The sequence below is a fragment of the Nostoc sp. CALU 1950 genome (assembly GCF_051172895.1).
Lineage (GTDB): Bacteria > Cyanobacteriota > Cyanobacteriia > Cyanobacteriales > Nostocaceae > Nostoc > Nostoc edaphicum_A.
This window is the reverse complement of the sequence record NZ_JBDNJQ010000005.1, coordinates 45,222-66,300: the sequence shown is the minus strand read 5'-3', so window position 1 is coordinate 66,300 and position 21,079 is coordinate 45,222. Positions and strand designations below refer to the sequence as shown.

General features: G+C 42.8%; 18 protein-coding genes and 1 pseudogene. 12 read left to right on the top strand and 7 right to left on the bottom strand.

Features of this window, described 5'->3' with window-relative positions; genetic code table 11:
* Nucleotides 1-2: 2 nt before the first annotated feature.
* Together ABF638_RS02830 and ABF638_RS02825 are read left to right on the top strand one after the other, a co-directional pair.
* Nucleotides 3-986: a GntR family transcriptional regulator gene (locus ABF638_RS02830; protein ID WP_435020074.1), complete on the top strand. Its 984-nt coding sequence runs from the start codon at nucleotides 3-5 to the stop codon at nucleotides 984-986.
* Between the two features lie 54 nt (nucleotides 987-1,040).
* Entirely contained in the window at nucleotides 1,041-2,240 is a 1,200-nt protein-coding gene (locus ABF638_RS02825; RefSeq protein WP_435020161.1) for an FAD-dependent oxidoreductase, read from the top strand.
* A 13-nt stretch (nucleotides 2,241-2,253) separates the two neighbouring features.
* Here ABF638_RS02825 and ABF638_RS02820 read toward each other — a convergent pair whose 3' ends face one another.
* The 4 genes from ABF638_RS02820 to tig form a co-directional block, all read right to left on the bottom strand.
* Nucleotides 2,254-3,174: an alpha/beta fold hydrolase gene (locus ABF638_RS02820; RefSeq protein ID WP_435020072.1), complete on the bottom strand. Its 921-nt coding sequence runs from the start codon at nucleotides 3,172-3,174 to the stop codon at nucleotides 2,254-2,256.
* Between the two features lie 97 nt (nucleotides 3,175-3,271).
* On the bottom strand, nucleotides 3,272-4,612 hold the full coding sequence (gene clpX, locus ABF638_RS02815) for an ATP-dependent protease ATP-binding subunit ClpX (RefSeq protein WP_181927898.1): 1,341 nt from the start codon (nucleotides 4,610-4,612) through the stop codon (nucleotides 3,272-3,274).
* 9 nt (nucleotides 4,613-4,621) lie between these two features.
* Nucleotides 4,622-5,320 carry an ATP-dependent Clp endopeptidase proteolytic subunit ClpP gene (clpP, locus tag ABF638_RS02810; RefSeq protein ID WP_435020069.1) on the bottom strand — a complete coding sequence of 233 codons (699 nt, stop codon included), beginning with the start codon at nucleotides 5,318-5,320 and terminating at the stop codon, nucleotides 4,622-4,624.
* 318 nt (nucleotides 5,321-5,638) lie between these two features.
* Nucleotides 5,639-7,078 (bottom strand): trigger factor, encoded by a 1,440-nt coding sequence (gene tig, locus ABF638_RS02805; protein ID WP_435020067.1) that lies wholly within the window; start codon nucleotides 7,076-7,078, stop codon nucleotides 5,639-5,641.
* Nucleotides 7,079-7,965: 887 nt separating this feature from the next.
* Here tig and ABF638_RS02800 point away from each other — a divergent pair.
* From ABF638_RS02800 to ABF638_RS02785, 4 genes are all read left to right on the top strand, one after another.
* Nucleotides 7,966-9,003, top strand: a complete 1,038-nt coding sequence (locus ABF638_RS02800; RefSeq protein ID WP_435020065.1) for an aspartate-semialdehyde dehydrogenase — start codon at nucleotides 7,966-7,968, stop codon at nucleotides 9,001-9,003.
* A 141-nt stretch (nucleotides 9,004-9,144) separates the two neighbouring features.
* Nucleotides 9,145-10,029 (top strand): 4-hydroxy-tetrahydrodipicolinate synthase, encoded by an 885-nt coding sequence (gene dapA, locus ABF638_RS02795; RefSeq protein WP_435020063.1) that lies wholly within the window; start codon nucleotides 9,145-9,147, stop codon nucleotides 10,027-10,029.
* Nucleotides 10,030-10,289: 260 nt separating this feature from the next.
* Complete coding sequence (locus tag ABF638_RS02790; protein WP_435020061.1) at nucleotides 10,290-12,062, top strand: ribonuclease J; 1,773 nt, start codon at nucleotides 10,290-10,292, stop codon at nucleotides 12,060-12,062.
* Nucleotides 12,063-12,217: 155 nt separating this feature from the next.
* Nucleotides 12,218-12,778: a Uma2 family endonuclease gene (locus tag ABF638_RS02785; RefSeq protein WP_435020059.1), complete on the top strand. Its 561-nt coding sequence runs from the start codon at nucleotides 12,218-12,220 to the stop codon at nucleotides 12,776-12,778.
* An 18-nt stretch (nucleotides 12,779-12,796) separates the two neighbouring features.
* Here ABF638_RS02785 and ABF638_RS02780 read toward each other — a convergent pair whose 3' ends face one another.
* A complete protein-coding gene (locus ABF638_RS02780) occupies nucleotides 12,797-13,993 on the bottom strand; it encodes an anion transporter (protein WP_435020057.1) in 1,197 nt (398 codons plus the stop codon).
* Nucleotides 13,994-14,509: 516 nt separating this feature from the next.
* On the opposite strand from ABF638_RS02780, the gene ABF638_RS02775 reads away from it, so the two are divergent.
* A complete protein-coding gene (locus tag ABF638_RS02775) occupies nucleotides 14,510-14,887 on the top strand; it encodes a Mo-dependent nitrogenase C-terminal domain-containing protein (protein WP_435020055.1) in 378 nt (125 codons plus the stop codon).
* A gap of 125 nt (nucleotides 14,888-15,012) precedes the next feature.
* Here ABF638_RS02775 and ABF638_RS02770 read toward each other — a convergent pair whose 3' ends face one another.
* Nucleotides 15,013-16,905, bottom strand: coding sequence for a caspase family protein (locus ABF638_RS02770; RefSeq protein ID WP_435020053.1), 1,893 nt, complete (start codon nucleotides 16,903-16,905; stop codon nucleotides 15,013-15,015).
* 200 nt (nucleotides 16,906-17,105) lie between these two features.
* Between ABF638_RS02770 and ABF638_RS02765 the strand changes: the two genes are divergently transcribed.
* From ABF638_RS02765 to ABF638_RS02745, 5 genes and pseudogenes are all read left to right on the top strand, one after another.
* Complete coding sequence (locus ABF638_RS02765; protein WP_420758068.1) at nucleotides 17,106-17,597, top strand: hypothetical protein; 492 nt, start codon at nucleotides 17,106-17,108, stop codon at nucleotides 17,595-17,597.
* A gap of 146 nt (nucleotides 17,598-17,743) precedes the next feature.
* Nucleotides 17,744-17,917 carry a 50S ribosomal protein L32 gene (gene rpmF / locus ABF638_RS02760; RefSeq protein WP_012407602.1) on the top strand — a complete coding sequence of 58 codons (174 nt, stop codon included), beginning with the start codon at nucleotides 17,744-17,746 and terminating at the stop codon, nucleotides 17,915-17,917.
* A gap of 309 nt (nucleotides 17,918-18,226) precedes the next feature.
* Nucleotides 18,227-18,832: a sulfite oxidase-like oxidoreductase gene (locus ABF638_RS02755; protein ID WP_435020050.1), complete on the top strand. Its 606-nt coding sequence runs from the start codon at nucleotides 18,227-18,229 to the stop codon at nucleotides 18,830-18,832.
* Nucleotides 18,833-18,972: 140 nt separating this feature from the next.
* Nucleotides 18,973-19,371, top strand: a complete 399-nt coding sequence (locus ABF638_RS02750; protein WP_435020048.1) for a hypothetical protein — start codon at nucleotides 18,973-18,975, stop codon at nucleotides 19,369-19,371.
* 82 nt (nucleotides 19,372-19,453) lie between these two features.
* Nucleotides 19,454-19,603, top strand: a pseudogene (locus tag ABF638_RS02745) (IS4 family transposase); the annotation flags it as partial.
* Here the strand turns inward: ABF638_RS02745 and ABF638_RS02740 are convergent.
* Complete coding sequence (locus ABF638_RS02740) at nucleotides 19,596-20,978, bottom strand: aldehyde dehydrogenase (protein ID WP_435020046.1); 1,383 nt, start codon at nucleotides 20,976-20,978, stop codon at nucleotides 19,596-19,598. The pseudogene ABF638_RS02745 and the gene ABF638_RS02740 sit on opposite strands and share 8 nt — an antisense overlap.
* Between the last annotated feature and the right edge of the window lie 101 nt (nucleotides 20,979-21,079).

The following is a 21,079-nucleotide window of genomic DNA, read 5'->3' as shown; positions in this document are numbered from 1 at the left end:
TGATGATTCAATTCCGTATTCAGCCAGACAGCGAAATTCCGGCATCAACCCAGCTGTTTAATCAAATCAGGTTTGCGATCGCTTCCCGGCAATATCCCCCTGCTTACAAATTACCAAGCACACGGGCGCTAGCAATGCAAACTGGGTTACACCGCAATACCATTAGCAAAGTTTACCGTCAACTGGAGGAAGACGGATTTGTTGAAAGTATGGCTGGTTCGGGAATTTATGTTCGTCCCCAAGGTCATGAGGGCGGTAGCAGGCTGCAATCACCAATTCTCAAACAAAATCCTGATGCATATCAAGTTGTCCAGCAAGCACTGGATGATTTGCTCTCTCAAGGATGTTCACTGAATCAAGCCAGGGAGCTATTTTTAGCGGAAATTGACTGGCGCTTGCGTTGTAGTGCGCGGGTATTGGTTGCAGTTCCATCTTATGACATGGGTGCTGGTGAGTTGATGGTATATGAATTGGAGCGATCGCTAAAAATACCAGTCCAGTTGGTAGCAATGGAAGAATTAACGGCTGTGTTAGATAAAACTACCTCTGCGACAGTCGTCACAAGTCGGTATTTTATCAGTAATGTGGAAGCGATCGCAGCTCCAAAAGCTGCACGGGTAATTCCTTTGGATATCTACGACTACAGCAAGGAACTCAGCCTATTGAAAACCCTACCAAAAGAAAACTGTGTAGGCATAGTCAGCCTCAGTTCCGGCATTGCACGAGCAGCAGAAGTAATTCTCCACGGTTTGCGGGGGGATGAACTACTGGTGATGACTTCACAACCAAAAGATGCCTATAAACTTCAGGCTATGGTAAAACGGGCTGAGGTAATCATAAGTGATCAAGCTAGTTTTGCGGCAGTGCAAGCAGCCGTGCAAGCATCTGATGAAGATATTATTCGTCCACCAAAGCTGATTAAGGTTGAAAATTATATCGGCGCTAATTCAATTAACTTGCTAAAACGAGAACTGGGTTTGAGTTAATCTCAAGATAATCCGACCAACATCTTTGAGAGCAATTGATATAGGAGGGATGGGATAGTGCAGATTGTAATTGTGGGCGCAGGTCCAACAGGTGCAACCCTTGCACTGCTCCTTGCAAAACGTGGTATTGCTGTAACGTTAATTGAAGCAGCAAGAGATTTTCATCGTGTATTTCGCGGTGAAGGATTAATGCCCAGTGGCTTAAATGCACTAGAGCAAATGGGTCTATCAGCATTGTTAGAGCATATTCCCCATCGACAACTTGACGCGTGGGAATTTATTATCGGGGGGAAGCAGTTGTTTCGAGTTGATGAACCAATGGGGGCAACCCGACCCTGTACACTGGTTTCACAACCACCATTGCTCAAAGCACTGATTTCGGAAGCTCAAACCAATGATGGGTTTGAATTCATTCAGGGTGTTCCTATAAAGGATTTACTGTGGAGTAACCAACGTGTAGCAGGTGTATTACTTACCGATGGAAGAGAATTTGCTGCTGACTTAGTGGTTGGGGCAGATGGTAGAAATTCTCTTGTGCGACAACGTATAGGATTGGAATTGGTACGCCAGCCCAAAAATATTGATATTCTCTGGTTTAAACTTGCCGCCAGCCCTGAGTTTGCAGCCGATAATGTGTTTCGTACTATTGTAAATAGCGATCGCGTATTTAGCATCTTTCACGGAGCAGAGTCAGGAAAACTGCATCTGGCTTGGGTGATGTCGGCAACCGAAAACACTGACTGGAAACAAGCCAACTGGGCAGAGATTTTTGCCTCCCTATCACCCTCATGGCTAGCAGAGCATTTCCGTAATCATGCAGACAACATCGAATCGCCCATTCGGCTTTCTGTTGTAGTTGGTTATTGTCCCAAATGGCACGCACCAGGGGTACTGCTTCTAGGTGACGCTGCACACCCAATGTCTCCTGTCCGCGCTCAAGGAATTAATTTAGCATTCCGTGATGTAATTGTCGCTGCGAATCATCTTGTGCCGCTGTTTTACAAAGAAAGTGGACACCAGGATATTGACATCGCACTATCGCAAATCCAAGCGGAACGTGAGCCAGAAATTATCCGCGCCCAGCAACTCCAGTTAGCGGAAGCTAAACAAGGCGAACTACTGCGAAAAAATGCACTGCTGCGATCGCTGTTGATTCAACTTGCTCCCCTGCTCCGTAAAACAATTCAAAAGTCTTGGTTAAAGCGACAATATGAAATGCGTCAAGGTATTACACAGGTACACTTAACTGTCTAAAAATCGCCAGCAGTTATCCCACTTGTGGTTGTGGGCTGTTAATTTGCAAAAACTCTTGTACCCGTTGCAGATAAGTTGGAGCATCTTCCAACATTGGGAAATGCGCTGTGTTACGAATCATTACAAATTCCACTTTGTCATTCAGTGCCGCTGCTTGACGCCCCATCTCGGCTGGAATAATTTTGTCATACTCCCCTGCCACAAGCAGAGTCGGCACTGTTAGCTTGGCAAACTCTTGCGGCATGACTTCAGATTGAGCCTTACTGACTGAAGTAAAAATTGTTCCTAAAGCCGCATCGTAATCTGCTTCGAGAAAATCTTCCAAAAAAGCTTGCCGCTCAGAATGTGGTATGGAACTATATAAAAATCTGGCCATAAACATCCGGTCAACAAATGGAATTTTGCTTAACCATTTGGGACGGAACTTCACTACATAGCCACCGAACTTATGAAAAGCACTAAAAGATTTTTCGTCGTACTCAAAAATGCCGCTACAAGTTAAAATTCCTCGTTCTACTCGTTCGGGATAGCGGTTAAAAAATAAAGTAGCAACAGACGCGCCCATCGAGTGAGCATTGATATAAACACGCTGAAGATGCAACCCATCTAACAAAGCTGCCAAATCATCAGCGTATTCCTCTAACTCATAGGTTAGCTCTTTAATTGCCTCTGATTCTTCCTGTGGGGAATCAGATTCAGCAACAGCTTCACTTGCTTGGGCGATGGTTGGCTTCCCACCAGAACGGCCAAATCCCCGCATATCGTAGAGTAAACAATCAAATTGCTCTGATAAAGCATCAGCAGTATTTTGCCAATATCTAGCCGAACCAGCCCAACCATGCATGAAAACCATCACTGGTTTGACCAAAGAACCGGATGGTTTTTTCACCCATTCGTAGTAATGCTCAACGCCACGAACATTAATATAAGGCATTAGTCATTTGTCCTTTGTCAGTTGTCATTAGTCCCTGGTATATGGTTATTATTCCTTATTTTTTGACCAATGACTAATGACCAATGACTAATGACTATTAAGCTGATTCTGGCTTCGGTAGTGAAGACGGATGTATTATCAGTTCAGCAGTCGATCGCTTCTCGACCATTTCCCTTGTAACTGTACAGCGTGTCACATCCTTACGGGATGGTAACTCATACATTACATCCAACATCAATTCTTCGACAATACCACGTAATGCTCTCGCACCAGTTTTACGGCGGTAAGCTTCTTGAGCGATCGCTCGTAAAGCATCTGCTTTAAAATCTAACTGGACATTATCCATCTTCAGCAGTTTTTGGTACTGCTTCACTAAGGCGCTGCGTGGTTGGGTAAGAATCGCCATCAGCGCTTCTTCATCTAGCGGATCTACTACTGCTACCATTGGCACACGCCCAATAAATTCTGGAATCATGCCAAATTTGACTAAATCATCCGGTTCTAGATGGCGAAGAGTATCTGCTGCTCGTTTCTCCTTCGATTGGCCTTCTCCTGGTTGCACAAAACCAATTGCTTTTTTGCCAACTCTCTGGTCTACAATTTTTTCTAAGCCCACGAAGGCACCACCACAGACGAACAAAATATTACTTGTATCAATCTGGATGCAGTCTTGATAGGGATGCTTGCGCCCTCCTTGGGGTGGTACATTGGCGATCGTTCCCTCTAACATTTTCAGCAAAGCTTGCTGCACGCCTTCGCCAGAAACATCGCGGGTAATTGACGTGTTCTCGCTCTTACGAGCAACTTTGTCAATTTCATCAATGTAAATAATTCCTCGTTGCGCTTCCTCTATATCCAAATCTGCCACCTGCAACAGTCGCAGCAAGATATTTTCCACATCTTCTCCCACATACCCTGCTTCCGTCAGCGTTGTCGCATCGGCGACGGCAAAGGGTACATCCAAGATTTTCGCTAGGGTTTGCGCTAAGAGAGTTTTGCCGCAACCGGTCGGGCCAATTAACAAAATGTTGGATTTTTGCAATTCTATTGCGTCATCCGCCCCAGCTTTGCCACTGGCTTTAGACTGAATGACCGCCAGCCGCTTGTAGTGATTGTAAACAGCTACTGACAGTACTTTCTTCGCTTCGTCTTGACCAATAACGTGCTCGTCTAGATACTTTTTAATCTCTCTTGGCTTGGGTATTTGATTAAACGAAATACTAGCAGAGTGGGTACGCCGTTTTTGAGGTGGCTCTGCTCTTGGTGCTGGTTGTGCGGCCGCACCATTGGTATCGAGTAATTCCTCGTCTAGTATTTCATTACACAAGTCAACGCATTCATCGCAGATGTAGACTCCCGGCCCCGCGATTAATTTACGCACCTGCTCTTGAGACTTGCCACAAAATGAACATTTCAAATGGGAGTCGTACTTAGACATACCAGCCTCTTATTTCAGAATGGTGACGTTTTCCCCTGCTGTGGGAAGATTTTGCCTGGAAATGACCTGATCAATCAAACCGTAGTTTTTCGCCTCTTCTGCCGACATAAAAAAGTCGCGCTCAGTATCTGCTTCAATTCTTTCTAAGGGTTGACCAGTATGGTGAGCCATTAACTGATTCAACTTAGCCTTAACGTAAAGAATTTCTCTGGCTTGAATTTCAATGTCAATGGCTTGACCTTGAGCGCCACCAAGTGGTTGGTGAATCATAATCCGGGAGTCGGGCAGAGACATTCGCTTACCGACAGCCCCTGCTGTCAACAAAAATGCCCCCATGCTCGCGGCTAATCCAAAACAGATGGTAACAACATCAGGGCGAATTTGCTGTATTGTATCATAGATTGCCATCCCTGCGTAGACCGAGCCGCCAGGAGAATTAACATACAGTTGGATGTCTTTTTCTGAGTCTTCGGCATCTAGGAATAACAACTGAGCCACAATTGAGTTGGCTACGGCATCGTCTATTGGTGTTCCCAAAAATATAATCCGCTCTCGCAGCAGGCGGGAGTAGATGTCGAAAGCCCTTTCTCCCATGCCAGATTGTTCTATCACCATCGGCACGATGTTGCTAGGGCTGCTCAACTGGGAGTTAATGTTTATTCGACTTAAGTTGCTGATGGGGGAATTTCCTGACTGCGATTCAAGCATACAAGCTTTCTTTGACGATAATTGAGGACAGATGTTTCAGCAGCAGATGCTGCCTTTTCGACGAATGGGATTTTTATAAGCTACGTGTTAACCATTATGCCTCATATAATTTCCTCTCGTTTAACACAGTATCAAGCCCAGGCGATAACAGGTGTCACTATTTGCCGAAAATTCATTAATTCTTTAATTATTCTGACTTTATCCCTGAGTCATGGGGCATTGGTTATTTCTTGCCCTACTTCTTCATCTCCCTTACCTTACCGATTTCACCAGTACTTTAACTCAGAACTGGTGAACTCATGGCTGTGGGATTTTTTATTATCCTTCTGTGACTTCTGTAGAAGTTTCGCTGTTTTCTTCTTCAGTCTGAGGTGCATCACCATCAGCATCAGATTCTGCGTCTTCTGTTTCCTCTGCGGGACTCAAAGAACCTTCGGGTACAAGTTCAACTGAGGAGTGTTCTAAAAGCCAATCGATGATTTTTTCGTTTAGCAGCTCGTTTTCCACGATTGAGCGCAGTTTATCTTCATCAACGTCTTGCTCGTCTGGGTACTGTTCCAAAAGTTCTGTGACTCTGGCTGCGATTTCTTCTGGTGTTACCTCGATAGATTCGCGTTTACCGACTTCCCGCAAAGACAAGGAACGCTTGATGCGTTCAATTGCTTCAGTGCGCGATCGCTCCCGCAATTGCGGAATAATATCTTGAGTAAACAACTTCCTCACATCCAATCCCTGCTGAGACAGCCGCATTGCTGTTTGCGTTAGCATTGCATCTACTTCTTGCTCAATCAAGGTTGCTGGTAAGTCAACTTCTACGTGCTTAAGCAGTTCCGTTAACAAGGCTTCCTGCTTATTTGTCTTTGTTTTGTCATCCGCCTCTTTTTGATATCGTTCTACCAGAGAGGTGCGTAATTCCTCTAAGGTTTCAAAATCGCTGATTTCCTGGGCGAAATCGTCATTTATTTCTGGTAGTTCCTTTTCCTTCAGTTCTTTGAGCGTCACTGTGAAAGTTGCCGCTTTTCCAGCTAAATCTTCATTAGCATAGGGGTCTGGGAATTGTGCTGCAATTTCTCTGGTTTCTTCAGGATTCATCCCTACTATCCCAGAAATAAAGCCTGGAATAAATTTATCTTCTTGCAACTCAACTTGAAAATCAGTTGCTTCGGCTCCGGGAATTGGTTCTAGTTCGGCTGTTTCGTCCTCACCCTCGGCTTTGGCGAATGAACCTTTAAAATCGACTACAGCAATATCACCGATTTGGGCTGCACGTCCTTCCACAGGAATTAATGTCCCCAATTCTTGACGTTCCTTATCCAGCGTGTTCTCCACTTGTTCTGGATCGAACTTGACTTCTTCAGCCTTAGCTTGCAAATCAGTGTACTGCAAGAGATTCACTTCTGGTTCTACATCGACCGCAGCCAAAATTGTCAAGGGTTTTCCAGGTTCATAATTATTAATTAAATCCTCAAAGGAGGAGCGCAATTGCGGCTGACCAATTGCCGGGATAGCTTCTTGTTTAACTGCTTTCTCAATGCCGTCTTGAATTAGTTCTTCCAGCGCTGCTGCCTTGATACGAGTTGTACCCAGCCGTTGTAGTAATATCGGCCGGGGTACCTTGCCTTTACGAAACCCAGGAATATTGGCAGTACTCGCTAAGTTTTTAATGACCTGTTCGTAAGTTTGCTTGGTAATTTCCGGCGTAATCTCTATTTCCAGGCCAATTTGGCTGGCGGGAAGTTTTTCCTGGGTGACTTTCATGCTTCGTCTCTAGTTTTCTGGTATTTTATACTCCGAGTACACACAAGACGCAATAAAATAATTGTTTGCGTTTATAGCTTGATGTCTCTTAGGGGCAATGGGAGTTTGCCAAAAGGTCTGATGACATCCAAGGATGGATGTTTATCCTGGGGCAAAGATCCAGTTTACTGCCAATGACCAAGGACTTGACATTTTACCTTCATAACAATTTTGTTAATGGGGCATTGGGATTAGGGGGAAGGTGACAGGTGATAGGGGAGAGGTGATAGGGAATAAATCTGTAACCTTTACCCTGTAGCCTATTCCCTTCTTCACTCCCTACTACCCCTAAAACTTAGGAATTAATTATTCAGTGGGCTAATGCCGTGATATCCTGGTTGTCAACGAGTGGTTAGTACCCCCAAGTTAAAGTTATAGTATTGAGTCTAGCTATTATTAAGTTGTGGTACGAGAGCGCATCTGTTACCAAACCGCATAGCTCACTTTTGTGCTGTGCTAGTTTTGTGCAATTTGATCATAGTATATTCATCATGTTGGTAAGCAGATTTGCAGCCAAAACGTTTATTGCCTTAAAGCTGGGATGCCTATTAAACGTCTAAGTGCAGATATCTACATTTTTCTGCTAAATGGTGGTTTATTGTATAATAGTTATTATAGTTAAAAGTTGACGAAAAAATTGGAAGTCCGTTGTCGGAGAATGCAACATCACTTAACTTATTAAAAAACCAAGAAAATAAATGTATTAGATATATAAAGACCAACTAAATTAGAGAAAAATCTAAATCTATTCAAAATGTATTTCAAGACTGCGATCGCAATTTATATATAAGAAAATTGTCAATTGTTCCAAGAAATTGCACATAAATCTCTTAAAGGAGGAAGCAAGTTTGTCGAAATCCTATCGTTTAGCTATTTTGGGAGCGACTGGTGCAGTTGGCACAGAGTTGCTGGAATTGTTAGAAAGTCGTAATTTTCCTCTTGCCAACCTGAAGTTATTGGCATCAGAGCGGAGTGTCGGGCGATCGCTACAGTTTAAAGGTGAAAATATACCAATAGAAGCAGTGAGCGATCGCGCTTTTGAAAATGTCGATATAGTACTGGCTAGTGCAGGTGGTTCCACATCCAAAACTTGGGCAGCAGTTGCCGTCGAAAAGGGCGCAGTGGTAATTGACAATTCCAGTGCCTTTCGGATGAACCCGGAAGTTCCCTTAGTTGTGCCAGAGGTGAATCCCCAAGCCGCAGCGCATCACCAAGGCATTATTGCTAACCCCAACTGCACAACAATTTTAATGGCTGTGGCAGTCTGGCCATTGCACAAAGTTAAACCAGTGCAACGCATCGTCGCCGCAACCTACCAATCTGCTAGTGGTGCTGGTGCTCGAGCAATGGCAGAAGTCAAAACCCAAACAAGCGCTATACTACAAGGACAGCCACCGGTTGCTGAAATATTGCCTTACCCATTGGCATTTAATTTATTCCCACACAACTCACCATTAAACGATTTGGGTTATTGTGAGGAAGAAATGAAAATGGTTAACGAAACCCGAAAAATATTTGGTACGCAGCAAATCAGAATCACTGCGACATGTATACGGGTTCCCGTACTCCGCGCCCATTCAGAAGCCATTAATTTAGAATTTGAGACTCCCTTTAGTGCAGAGGAAGCCAGACAAATTTTAAATTCCTCCCCTGGAGTGAAATTGGTCGAAGATTGGGAAACTAATCATTTTCCGATGCCAATTGAAGCAACAGGTCGAGATGAAGTTTTAGTGGGAAGAATTCGTCAGGATATTTCTCATCCCTGTGGCTTGGAATTATGGTTATGTGGCGACCAAATCCGCAAAGGCGCAGCATTGAACGCAGTACAAATCGCCGAGTTGTTAGTAGAGAAAAATCTACTCAAACCATTAGCTATTAGTCATTAGTCATTGGTCATTGGTAAAGTGACAAAGGACAAAGGACAAATGACAAAGGAAAAATGACACTTGAAAGCAATTTGCAGATAGGTTATTACAATAGAGAACCACCAAGATATAAAAACATGGGTAATCAGGAGTGAAAAAAGGGTGGGAGATTTTGGCAATGTTTTAACCGCTATGATTACGCCATTTAAACCAGATGGTAGTGTCAATTATGATGTAGCGGCAGAACTGGCGGCGCATCTAGCTAACAACGGTACAGATACATTGGTAATGTGCGGCACAACAGGAGAATCCCCAACACTAAGTTGGGATGAAGAATACCAGTTGTTTGTCGAGGTATTGCAGTCCGTGGCAGGAAAAGCCAAGGTCATCGCAGGTTGTGGATCAAATTCCACCAAAGAAGCGATCGCAGCCACCCAAAAAGCGTCTAAGATAGGAGTACATGGTTCCTTACAAGTTGTTCCTTATTACAACAAACCGCCACAAGCGGGATTGGAAGCGCACTTTAAGGCGATAGCACAAGCCTGTCCCGACTTACCATTGTTGTTATATAATGTCCCCGGTCGTACCGGACAAAACCTTCAGCCAGAAACAGTTGCCCGGTTAGCTGAGGTTAGCAATATTGTCGGGATTAAAGAATCCACTGGTAATATAGATCAGGCAAGCGAAATTCGTCGCTTGACACCAAAAGAATTCCACATCTATTCTGGTGATGATTACATGACTTTGCCCTTGTTAGCGATCGGGGCAAAGGGTGTGGTAAGTGTGGCTTCTCATCTGGTAGGAAACCAACTACAGCAGATGATCCAAGCTTTTAGTGCCGGGAAAATTGAAGTAGCAAGCGACATTCATCTCCAACTCTTCCCGTTGTTTAAAGCTCTATTTTTAACTTCAAATCCCATTCCAGTGAAAAAAGCACTGAAACTTCAAGGTTGGGAGGTTGGTTCAACTCGTCCGCCGCTATGTGAAGCTGATTTAGAAGTCAGTCAAAAGTTAGAAGCGGTTTTGAAAGAACTTAGTTTAATCTAGCCACCAGCGAGTTAAGCGCAAGATACATATAAACAATGATCATAATTGTTCATAAGTTGCAATTTAAAAATCTGTGCTAGGACTGATAGATATACTATGAATCCTTGAGCTTAGAGTTGATTTTATTGAATAAAAAATTGAAGATTTCAATTTAAAACTTGATTGCTTTCAGACTGACTTAAGAGGCAGATTATGTTGTCTTAAATACAAGTTCGTTAACTATCAACTTAATTAACCACAAGTAACAATCTAAGGAGAAAATGGCTAAAAACGAAGCTAACAATTCCGCCTTGAAAATTATTCCTTTGGGCGGTTTGCATGAAATTGGGAAAAATACCTGTCTTTTTGAGTATGACGATGAAATCATTCTGTTAGATGCAGGATTGGCTTTTCCCACAGAGGCGATGCATGGAGTCAACATTGTTTTACCAGATACGACCTATCTGCGGGAAAATCGTCACAAAATTAAAGGGATGATCGTTACTCACGGTCATGAAGACCATATTGGCGGGATTGCTTTTCATCTCAAGCAATTTGATATCCCGGTGATTTATGGCCCCAGACTAGCAATGGCAATGCTAGAGGGTAAATTAGAAGAAGCAGGAGTCCGCGATCGCACAGAAATTAGAACAGTTCTACCACGTGATGTAGTGCGGATTGGCAAAAACTTTTTAGTTGAATATATCCGTAACACCCACTCCATTGCTGATAGTTTCACTGTTGCCATTCATACTCCCCTGGGTGTAGTCATTCACACAGGGGATTTTAAAATTGACCATACCCCAGTGGATGGTGAAAAGTTCGACTTGCAACGCCTAGCAGAACATGGTGAAAAAGGCGTTCTTTGTTTACTGAGTGATTCCACTAACTCAGAAGTTCCAGGATTCACACCTTCGGAACGTTCAGTCTATCCCAATTTGGAAAGAGTATTTAGTCAAGCACCGGGGCGATTATTTGTCACCACCTTTGCTTCTAGTGTGCATCGCATCAACATGATTTTGGATATTGCCAAGAAGCAGAATCGTGTAGTGACAGTTGTGGGGCGTTCCATGCTGAACTTGATTGCTCATGCCCGTAATTTAGGTTACATCAAATGTGAAGATAATTTGCTGCAACCATTGCACGCGGTTCGTAATCTTCCTGACGAAAAAGTTTTAGTCTTAACTACAGGTTCTCAGGGTGAATTAATGGCAGCAATGACCCGCATTGCTAATAAAGAACATCCTCACATTAAAATCCGCCAAGGAGATACGGTAGTATTCTCTGCTAACCCAATTCCCGGAAATACGATCGCTGTAGTCAACACCATTGATAAATTGATGATTCAAGGTGCGAAAGTGGTCTATGGACGGGATAAAGGAATTCACGTCTCCGGTCACGGCTGTCAGGAAGAACAAAAGCTGATGATTGCCTTAACTCGTCCCAAATTCTTTGTGCCATTTCACGGCGAACACCGGATGCTAGTGAAGCACGCAGAAACGGCTCAGAGTATGGGCATTCCCGCAGAAAACATGATCATCATTCAGAATGGTGATATTGTCGAACTGACTGAAGATGCTATTCGCGTCGCTGGTAAAGTGCCATCTGGTATCGAATTGGTAGATACTACTAGTTCGGGTATGGTAAGTGCCAAAGTGCTGCAAGAACGGCAACGCATGGCTTCAGAAGGGATTATTACGATCGCGGCTGCCATTGATTGGAATGGTAAACTGTTGGCTAAACCAGAAACTCACCTCCGGGGTGTAGTTACAAGTGTAGAGCGATCGCTGTTACAAACCTGGGTAAAACAACGCATTGAAGAAATCCTCACTGTGCGCTGGTCAGAATTTGCTCCTAGCGAAGGCGAAGCAGCAGATATAGACTGGGGTGGATTGCAAGGTACTTTAGAACGGGAATTGCAACGTTCAATCCGTCGGGAATTGCAATGTCAGCCATCTGTGACTTTGTTGATGCAAATTCCTGATGAGCCGCCTGTGAAAGTTGCCGATGGCAGAAGACGCCGGACTCGAACTGCTGCTCAGGTAGCATCATAGAGAATTTAAAGTAAAAATCTTACGCAGAGGCGCAGAGACGTAGAGTTTTTCTAACGTCTTTGCGTTTTGGCGCGAGATACAGTTTCTTGACATAGCTTATAGAAGCCGCAGAGGTTTGTATTTGCTTATAGTTATAGTTATTGGAGGCGATCGCTATGACTAAAACACCAATAAAAATTAGTACTCTTGAAGAATACATCAATTTTGATGATGGCACAGACAAGCAATATGAACTTGAGGATGGGGTGCTGCTAGAAATGCCTCCTGGTACTGGTAAGCATGAGGCGATTATCACTTTACTCTTAATTCGCTTTTTTTTAGAAATTCAAAAAATGGGACTGCCTTTACAACCGCGTCCTAACGGTACAGAAGTTTTGACCAATAAACAACCCAGGCGACCTGATATTTGCGTCATTACCAACCAACAGGCACAAAGTATTGAGAGTACTTCGGCTATCCTCAAAACTGCTCCACCCTTATTAGTTGAGGTGGTCAGTCCTGAATCTGTTGACCGAGACTATAACCAAAAAACCTCTGAGTATGCAGCTATTGGTGTGGTCGAGTATTGGATTGTTGACCCCTTAAAAAATAAGGTGACGGTGTGTTTGCTAGACCACGGTAGTTACAAGCAAACTGTGTTTACTGGAAACCAGCAGATTATTTCTCAAACATTCGCACAACTAACCCTGACAGCCCAGCAGGTGTTTTCAGCTTAGGATTATTGCTATATATCCTCAATGAACCCAGAGATATACTAGAACTAGAGTACATACTGTTAACGGCACTCCAAAGCGGAGATGCTCCCAAAAAGTTAGCTTGTAACCTAAATCCGCAGCAGCTTCTACAGTAATCAGGTTGGCGACTGCACCAAACAAAGTTAAATTCCCTGCCAATGTTGATCCTGCTGCTAGCAACAGCCAAGACTTAGTATCACCTTGAGAAATCAGCGGTTGTAATAAGAGTACAGCCGGGACATTAGAAATCAAGTTAGATAAAACGACAGTTACACCCAGTAAACTCGCAGCAGAGTTTACTGTATGAGTCAATGGTTGGAGCAAATTCAACTTTTGCGTGACTCGCGTCAGGATAAACAATCCAGAAAACATTACCAGCAAGTTCCAATCCACTTTTTGCAAAATGCGCTGGGGTTTAACGCGCCGAGTAATTAGCAACAAGCTAGCAGCAACTAAAGCAGACTGCGCTAAGGGTAAGCCGATAGTAAAGGCAATTAGCAGCCCAATTGTGATGACTAATGTTTTATTAAATAAGGGCTTATAAATTCGTTGGTTGGTGGTGGGTAATATTTGGCAAGGTTTGACTGAGCGGACATCTGGGTAAAGTAGCCACAGTAATATCACCTGAATTACCAACCCTGCTAGAGCAACTGGGGCCAATACACGCAGAAATTCTAGATAGGAGATGCCTGAAAAGGAGCCAATCAGGATATTTTGGGGATTACCGCTCAAAGTTGCTACCGATCCGATATTAGTTGCACCTGCGATCGCTAGTAAATAAGGTATCGGATTTAAACCCAAAGCTTGAGTCAGACTCAAGGTCAATGGTGTAAAAACTAGCGCCAGAGTGTCATTGAGAAAAAAGGCGGAGAGAATACCACTGCCAAAAGTTAAAGCCATCAACAAACCCAGAGGACTGCGAGTGATACTCAATATCACTGATAGCGATCGCTGAAAAAACCCTGCATAAGATAGATTGGCGTTAACTACCATCATGCTCAAGAGAAAAACGATGGTATTGACATCAATAGCCTGCCATGCCTCCTGTAAATTTAGAACACCTAAAGCAATTAAAAAGGCAGAACCGACCAAAGCAATGGTGGCGCGGTTCATCCGTAAACCAGGAATGTAGCCCAATGCTAACCCAAAATAAGTTAGCCCCAAGACGCTGTAGATTGCAAATTGGAGAAAAATCACTTTTTTTACCGAGACTTTGCGACGAACGATGTTTCATAAATATCCGCTCTGCATTTACTGAGAAAACCAATCTGTCTGGCTTTCAGCCGCAGTCGCATCTACAGATTTCTCTCTATTCAGCCAGCAATAAACAGTATGTACTTACGTGAGAAAGTGGGAACACGGAGGGGAAAAATACCTTCTAGGGTATTACTGATGTTTATACTTAGAAAAAAATCTTTTATAAATAGCTTATATTAAGGATTGTAAATGTTACACTAAAACCTATCCAATGATGGATGTCTTTATTAAAATTTAAACTGTGTCAAGTTATGAACAAGATCGTAATATTACACTACCGATCCCCAGAAAATTGCGATTAACTTGACGTAGTAATAAATTAGGTTCTGACTTAAGTGGCTAATCAGGTATTACATTATATCGCAGTCAGAACGCGATTTTTCCGGGAAAGTTCGTTGCCACGTTGTATATATTCATCAAAAAGGTGAATAGCCTCAATAATACAGAGGGTTAATCATGAAGGTATTCGACAATACCACAAAAAGAATTTTTCTGGCTAGCTGGGTATCAATCAATCAAGCAGAGACTAGTGATCATAAAGGAACCCAGCTAAACCGTTCTATTTCCAAGCCTCACTGGGATATTCTCCAACCCTTACGGCAGCGTGTAGAAAACATTCAAGTCCGCGATCGCCAACTAGCTCACCGCTTGTGCAAACTGATTCCATCTCAGTGCCCCTTTGAGCGCGATGTCAAAGTATTTGGGAAAACCCTGTTTCACATTCCGCCGATGTGCAAGCTCAATCCCTTATATGACGAAGTGGTTGGTTTACGTTTCCGAGCGCTGTGTTATCTAGCCGATGAATGCGGCGAAGATGTAACGCAGTACTGTTGAGTGCTGAGTGCTGAGTGCTGAGTGCTGAGTGCTGAGTCAAAAGTGAATAGTTAGGAGTAATAGGTCGGGGATCAACAATATAACTCCTAACTCCTAACTCCTAACTATTTTTTACTATTTTTTTACTATTTCTTTTGCCATTTTTGGATGGCATCCTGAGCATCTTCATAAGCACCTGTGTCTTCTGGCACTAAGGTAGCAGTCGCAATTGCAGCCTTAAGTTCTCCTTGGGCGGCGCGACGCTTGGCCATATCTAAAATTTTCTCACTCCAGCTATTGATCGATTTTTGGGCAGCATCAAAGCCTGGTTGACCTGCTGGTACTCTCTTCGCAACTTCGATTGCCCGATTGTATGTAGATGCCTGTCCAGATTTAATCAAGGCATTAGCTGCATCTAAAAGAGTTTTGTTACTCATATACTGCTTACCCTCTAACCGCCACAGGTTTATTGCTGCTTGTGCTTTGGCGTAGGGGGCTTCGTCTTTGGTGATTAATCGAGCGGCTGCAATAGCGCTGGCATACTGTCTTTGTTTAGCACGACCCTCTGCTAAATCTAAAATCATCTGGCTCCAAATCTTAATATTCTCCTGAGCTTGTTCGTACAGTGGTTCACCGGGTTTTATTTTCCGGGCTGTAGCGATCGCCATGCTCAAATCGCTAGCCTGAGTTTGTCTGAGTGACATTTTCGCCAGGTCTAATACTGCTTGATTCCGCTTTTTCGACTGGGAACTAGAGGCTATTTGGGCGCTAGATTGGTTGTTGAGTCTAACTGGTGGAGTGCGTAGGCGTAGCCCGTCGTAGACATCGCTTGGTAAATTCTCGATCACCTTGGGGTTACTAGCAGTAGCATTGGGTGATGTGTTTGATATTTGCTTAATCCTAAAAGTTTCTTGATTACGCAGAAAAACTACAGCAATTAAACCTGCTACCAGCAAGCTGCCTCCGCCCCACAAGATAAACTGTTTCCAAAAAGGGATACTTGGCTGATTCGATGGCAATCGAGAGACGTAACCTTTAGAGGAATTGGGAATAAATCTTCCTCTCGGATTCGCTCCTAAAGAAGTTTCCGGCATTGGCTGCGAAACTAAGCCGCTAGCTGACTCTTGGACTTGTTTACCCTTGGACTTCTCAACGTTCTGAGCCTTCGAGGAGTTCACAGTAGCTTCTCCCCATCTGCCACGTTCTGCTGAAGTTTTAGGGTAATCATCGAGAGGAGGAGCCGCACGAGCGATCGCAAAAGATTCTTCAGGATAAATCACCGCTTCTGGTTGCAAGTGACTTTCCATTGCCAATTGTGGCAAAATTACTTGCTGCCTTGATGGGATGATCGTGGCAGGATTTTGAACAGGACGCCAATGGTGGTGACATAGTTTTGGCATGAGCAAGCTTAGGTAGCTTTCTAAATCTGCCAAGTTGTTGCCATTGCCAGAACGCAAAGCTTCTAACAAAGCTGCTGTAAAGAATCCGTGACCTAGTTCGCTACTCTCATGGGAAAATTGCTCTGGTTGGCAAGAAAGAATTGTTGCCAGTTGTAGTTCTTGGGCTAGTTCTATGGTTTCTTCCCCAACGGGAGCATCCGCTTGAGTGCCAAAAGCGCGGTTGATATCGAGTAATAGCAATACATTTAGGTCAGTAAGTTGCAGACTTTGCATTAGCGATCGCAATTCTATGCCAGTCTCTTGCACGAGTTCGGGGTTGCCTTCCACTGGCATTAAGTAATCTTTGCCCTTGTAGTTGACTCCATAACCGCTAAAGAATAACCACAGATAGTCTTCCGGTTGCCAACTTGTCGCGGCAAAATCCTCAAGCAGCAGCAGAATATTCTCCTTGGTTGGATAAGTTGATCTATCCCCAATCGGTGGCGAGGTATCTGTCATGACTAGACAGTGTTCGGGGAGAAAACCTGCTTCTGTCACCAAAAAATCATCTAGTGCCTCAGCATCAGCTTGGGCACAACTTAAAGGTTGAAATAACTGATATTGATTGATGCCAATTGCGATCGCCCAGTAATTTGCCATCCCGCTCTTTGTCAGTTATCGTTTGCTGGTCTTAAAATTGCGGTTGGCTTTGTCAAAATAACAAAGCTAACCAGTGTTTTATAGTCTAGGTGATTCTGATCGAATCTTAAGTTAGAATGTAATTTTTATTACGTTAAAAAGTCGGAAAATACCTTTTACCTAATTTCAATAAAAGATCATCACTAAGGAGATAGAAGGTCATGAGCAGAAATCTTGCTCACCTACCATCATCGATCACTCCCTTTTCAGTTATTAGCCAAATTGCCAGAAGAATCCGGATAGTTCCTTTAGTAGTTTTGCTCATATCTACTGTTCCTGCGTGGTTTTTGACGGAAGCGATCGCCCCCCAGGTTGTGCGAGCTTACACCGCTAGAGTTGATTTAGCTATTGACCGTTTGCCGGAAGAAAACTATGAAACCATTCTGCGGAGGGCGGAAGCGGCTGCGAGGGCAGCGGCTCAAAGGAGCTTCGACCAAGATATCTTGGTGACAGATGTTTCCATCATTGTGTCCGTACAAAATTATGGAGCGATCGCACCAGTCTTGACATTAGAAGTTAGTCGTCCCCAATGGCGATCGCGTCCTGATGCTCAAAATTGGGCAACTTACTTTAAAACTGCGCGATCGCTACTTTTCTTTGAAAATACCTCTAATCCAGTTCCAGCAGCTAGTAGTGTGTCAACCCCAAAATGACAGATTGGGCTAGATACAGAAAGAAGTTCCAAGCCAAGGTTCCTTGATTTGGAACTTCTTAACTTATTCCTGACTCAACTGTTGTCTTTGGCGTCAGTGGATGGCCTAGAATAAGAAGGTTGTCAAGAATCGCGATATCTGCTGACATGGCTGTTCCTAAGAAGAAAACTTCTAAATCAAAACGAGATAAACGTCGAGCTACCTGGAGACACAAAGCTGTTGTCGAAGCTCAAAAAGCCCTATCTTTGGGCAAGTCTATTTTGACTGGACGTTCGACATTTGTATATCCAACTGCTGAAGAAGAGGAAGAAGAATCATAATTTTCCAGTCAGGAAAAGCATGAACAGCACCGATAGATTTGATTGGTGACTTTGCCAATGAAACTTCTCACTACTGGATAAATGCTTTTTCTTAGCTTTCCTGATTGCATTATGAATCATAAACACTCTACATAAGCTCAATTAGATCGAAAAAAATTGGTAGTGAGTAATTGGGAACATCCATTACCCATTACCTATCATTCATAAGTAATGATCAAGTCATCATATAAAAAGTAAAACATCTGGTGCTGTTGGCAACTCCACAAAAAAACTTGTAAATACCTTGAGAAAAATAAGTTTTCTCCAACTATGCTAGGAAAATTTTTTCAGAAACCAGGGAAGGAAGAAAGCGAACGCGTTCCTCCTGGTCAACACTTAGCTAAAGGTTTCCCCGTATTAACTTACGGTGCAACTCCCCAAGTCAGCACTGAGGAATGGGAGTTTAAAGTTTGGGGTTTAGCAAAACCTGCTACCTTTAGTTGGTCAGACTTTATGGCGCTACCTCAACACGAATTCACAGCAGACTTCCACTGTGTAACGCGCTGGTCTAAACTCGATGTCAAATGGACTGGCATTAAAGTTACAGATTTTATGGGTCTGGTTGAGTTAGACCCCAAGGCAGCCTACATTATGGAACACTGCTATGGCGGCTACACTACCAATATTTCTGTAGAAGATTTCATCCGCGAAGAAAACTTCTTTGCCTTTAAAGTTTTTGGTGAAGACCTTTCAACTGAACACGGTGGCCCGATGCGGCTAGTTGTTCCCCACCTCTACGCTTGGAAAAGTGCTAAGTGGATTAATGGTTTAGAATTTTTAGCTGGTGAAGAACTTGGTTTTTGGGAGCGCAATGGCTACCATCGCCGTGGTGAACCTTGGGCTGAGGAGCGTTACAGCAACGCTTTTGGGTTTTAAGAGTTAGGAGTTATTGAATTTAGTTAGAGATCAACAATTTTTAAGGTGATGTTGATAGCAGGTAAATAGTCTTAGAATAGCAGTGGCTAACATTGATAACACGAACAAAGCTGATAGTACTAAAAATTAAGGAAAAAACCATGAGACGTTTTACCTTGTTTACGCTACTGTATCTAGCTGCGGGAGTCTGCTTAACTGCGATCGCACTTAAGTACCCTATCATGAACCCAAACCTTAAAGCCATCCTGCTAATAGAGGCAGGAATGCTATACACTTTCTCTATATTCAGTACCTACCCGTTTTGGCGTCAAACCTTACTACAAAGCCAAAATAGACTGCGCCAGCAACCAACATGGAAAAAAAAATTCGTTCCGATCGCACTTTGGCTAGCGATTGGATTAACGATTTTTTCGTCCATCTTTAATGTAGTAGTGAGTCATGACTGGACGACTGAAGCAATCGCACAAGCCTCTTTGGGGCTAATAGTTATTTTGCCAAGTGCAGAAAATCTTTTTCTCAGAAGCCAAACCCAATCATAAAAGCCTACTGCTCTATTTGATCGGTAGGCTTTTATTGCCATTTGAAGTTTGAGTTAACTTATATTGCGATAACCAAATGGCACGCTTGTTTTTACTCTACAAGGAATTTGCTCAAGCACTAAATATAGTTTTTCTGGTCAAAACCAATCTTCAAATTAATGCTTGTAGTCATGTAATTCTATTTTCTGGTGAGCTAGATTTGTGCTGCGAGAAAATAATAGACTTTAACCGAGAAGTTTCTTTATGAGTGGTAATTTGCCTTCATAAGGAGCGTATCGCCATTTTAAATCAAGCCAAAAGGAGTTTTTCAATACACTTTTCTTATGGGAAAAGGTGTCAAAGCTAGCTTTACCGTGATAGTTGCCAATACCGCTATCTCCTACTCCACCAAATGGTAAAGACGAGACACCAACCTGCATCACTGTGTCGTTAATGCAGACTCCACCAGAGGAAGTTTCCTGCAAAACCCGCTTTTGCAGGTTTTTGTCTTGAGAAAATAAATATAACGCCAAGGGTTTGGGTCTAGAGTTAATCAAGGCGATCGCTTCTACAATGTCAGTATATTCAATGATGGGTAGAATAGGTCCAAAAATTTCTTCCTGCATTAGAGGATCTTCCAAAGAGACATTATCAATCACTGTGGGGGCGATATAGCGCTCTGAAGGTTGATTTTCTCCACCGATGATAACTTCACCATCTTTGAGAAAGTCAACCAATCTATCAAAGTGTTTTTGACTGATAATCCTAGCATAATCAGGACTGTTTATAGGATTATCGCCATAAAATTCTTTTAAAGATTTTGCCAGACCATCTATTAAATCTTTTTTGATTTTTTTATTAACTAAAAGATAGTCAGGGGCGATACAAGTTTGTCCAGCATTAATAAATTTGCCCCAAGTAATTCGTCTGACAGTGTGTTCAAGATTAATGTCAGTATCTACGATACAAGGACTTTTACCACCCAATTCTAAAGTCACTGGTGTGAGATGTTTTGCCGCTGCTGCCATAATGATTTTGCCGACGGCTGTACCACCAGTAAAAAAGATATGGTCAAACTTTTCTGCAAGTAGTTTTTGACTTGCTTCCACGCCTCCTTCAACCACTGCAATATAAGCAGGGTCAAAATGTTTGGCAATAATCTTAGCAACAATATCAGACGTATGAGAAGCAATTTCTGAAGGTTTGAGAATTGCACAATTCCCGGCAGCGATCGCACCTATTAATGGTGAGATAATTAACTGAAATGGATAGTTCCAAGGGCCAATAATTAAGACAACTCCTAATGGTTCTGGATAAATTCTCGCTGAGTAGGAAAAAAAGTCCCAAGAAACAGATGCTTTTTTTGGCTTACTCCAGTTTTGAAGATGTTTTATAACATAATCAATTTCCTTAACTACGCTGATTTCTGTAATATAAGTCTCCACTTCTGGTTTATGTAAATCTGCTTGTAATGCCTCAACTATTGCTTGCCCATGCTCAATGATTGCTTGCTTGAGAGTTTTAAGTTGCTCAATCCGAAAAGTGATATCTTTAGTTTTCCCAGTTTGAAAAAACTCTCGCTGATTCTGGATAATTTCGCCAACGTTAGATAATTCAGTGGTGATCATTTGTTTGTCCTCTAAAAAACTGTTTATTTAATGTTAGTGCTGCTAAACAAGCATATTTTTTATTGTTCTAGTTTCAAAATGGAATATTTAGCTAAAAGTAA